Origin of the sequence: Bacillus sp. JJ864 (assembly GCF_036963045.1) — a bacterium.
GTDB classification, from domain to species: Bacteria; Bacillota; Bacilli; order Bacillales; family Bacillaceae_G; genus Bacillus_A; species Bacillus_A pseudomycoides_C.
Map to the genome: position 1 here is coordinate 1 of NZ_JBALLY010000250.1, position 2,532 is coordinate 2,532.

Consider the following 2,532-nt stretch of genomic DNA (forward strand, 5'->3'; position numbering starts at 1 on the left):
GTGCGCCCATAAGGGTGTTACGTATTTCACCGTTTGGCGGTGAATTAACTACAGAAACGGTTAATATACTAGCCGACTTATCTCTGCGGGAAACCAAAGAGGGAGTGTAGCATGTCGGAAAAGCCATAAGTTAACCTAGACGAAAAGGTTACGACTGAGTGGCAAGGTATAAAAGATAAGTATAAGGAAGAAGGCTAAACTGCTTGAAGAACAATCCGAGTGGGACCATGCGTCACCTGTTAGGAAATCGTCTGTAACCTAACATCTATCCAGTATTGAAGGAATATATGCTTCCATCAATACAATGGGAGTGAGTTATAAATTGTGATTAACTCCTAGTTTCTGATTCACAAGGATAGACACGCCTACAGATATAGGAAAAGGATGAATGTTCCTTCCGACAACTTATCGAGCCTGTACGTAACATACTAAATGGGGATTACCTAAGTTGGAAAGCCAATGAAGGCTATGTGCAGAGGCACTGAATATCCAATATGGTAACGGAGTTCTCGTAGTAGTCCGAGCTAGGGAAAGCCTAGTACATGGCGAAGGAGAACAGCTTACAAAGTATAAACAATGCCGAAAGGAGCGAAAGGCTCTATGCAAAATTCTGAAATTGTATTATACAACCTATCTAAACAAGCAAATAAAGAAAATTACCGTTATGACAGATTGTATAGAAATCTTTTTAATAAAGATTTCTATTATAAAGCTTACACAAAGATATACAAAAACAAAGGTAGTGCAACAAGGGGAATAGACGACGAAACGGCAGACGGGTTTGGTGAAGAAAAAATATGTAGCATCATTGAACAATTGAAAGACGAAACATATCAGCCCAAACCCGTCAGAAGAACATATATCCCAAAATCAAATGGCAAAACTAGACCATTAGGTATACCATCTTTCACTGACAGATTAGTACAAGAAATTTGTAGAATGCTTCTCGAAGCAATCTACGAACCGACATTCTCTGAATACTCTCATGGCTTTAGGGAAGCTCATAGCTGTCATACAGCTCTCATCAATATTAAAAACACTTTTCGGGGTGTTAACTGGTTTATCGAAGGAGACATAAAAGGATATTTCGATAATATTGACCATCATATCCTAATTAGCATATTAAGAAAAAGAATTTCTGACGAGCGATTTATAAGACTCATGTGGAAATTCCTCAAAGCGGGATATGTAGAGGACTGGAAATTCAAAAACACCTATAGCGGTACACCTCAAGGTGGAATTATCAGCCCAATATTAGCGAACATATACCTAAACGAATTCGATAACTATATCATAGATGAATTAAAAAGAGACTTTGATATAGGTGAACCAAAGAAACGAAAAAGAAACCCAGAATACCGAAAATATGAGCACCTAAACGGACGACTATCTAAGAAGATAGACCGTACCGAAGACGCAGAGCAAAGACAAGCCCTAATACAAGAGTACAAAGCAAACAAGAAAAAACTTCTAACTATCCCGTACTATGAACCTAATAACGAAGGTTATAAAAGTCTTAAGTACGTAAGATATGCAGATGACTTCCTAATAGGAATTAACGGAAGCAAAGAAGATTGTCATTATATAAAGAAAAAAATAGGTTCATTCTTAAAAGAAAAGTTGAACCTGGAAATGTCGGAAGAAAAAACGCTAATCACTCACAGTGAAAAGCCAGCTCGCTTTTTAGGTTATGAGATACAAATAAGGAGCAACTTCAGTACGAAGCGAGATAAAAATGGTTTAACACGAAGATGGTATAACGGTTCAGTTCAATTGTTAATTCCAAAAGGGACAATTGAAAAAGTAATTGTAGAACGAAAAATGGTCAAAGATATAAACGCCAAGAAATGGGGTATTCTTCATAGACCAGCACTCGAGGGATTAACTGACCTCGAAATCGTCGAACTGTATAATGCAGAATTAAGAGGTTTATACAATTACTATTCCTTAGCTGAAAATGTATCGGTTAAAATGTGGCAACTCAGATATGTCATGGAGTACAGCTGTTTAAAAACACTTGCAGGTAAATACAAATCCAGTGTTGGCAAAATGAAACAAAAATACAAACAAGGCAAACACTGGGGAGTAAAATACGAAACAAAAAGTGGGGAAAAAATAGCATACTTCTATAAAGACGGTTTCACAATACAGAAACCAAGCTTCAAGAAAATGATTGATACAAAACCGAACCTTTATGTATATCAATGTAAAACAGAGCTTGAACAAAGATTAAAAGCAAACGAATGTGAAATTTGCGGAGATAACAGCCCAAACACAACATTTGAAATTCACCACGTTAACAAGGTAAAAAACTTAAAGGGAAAAGCTTTTTGGGAACTCATTATGATTGCCAAACAACGCAAAACCCTTGTGGTGTGTAAAAGCTGTCACGTAAAAATCCATAACGGTAAATAGATAGGCATTTTGTAAGTGGAGAGCCGTATACTCGGAGACGAGTACGTACGGTTCGGAGGGGAGTTCACGGAAACCTACTATGGAAACATAGCAAGGCGCTGGGTTCTTACCCTACTA

1 protein-coding gene is annotated in these 2,532 nt (G+C 37.3%); it reads left to right on the forward strand.

Going from position 1 to position 2,532, the window contains the following annotated elements; all coding sequences use genetic code 11:
* Window positions 1–600: 600 nt before the first annotated feature.
* Window positions 601–2,415, forward strand: coding sequence for a reverse transcriptase domain-containing protein (locus V7024_RS24040; protein WP_335524587.1), 1,815 nt, complete (start codon window positions 601–603; stop codon window positions 2,413–2,415).
* Window positions 2,416–2,532: the final 117 nt, after the last annotated feature.

Coding starts and splice junctions, on each gene's coding strand:
- V7024_RS24040 (WP_335524587.1), top strand. CDS start 601: ATGCAAAATTCTGAAATTGTATTATACAACCTATCTAAACAAGCAAAT.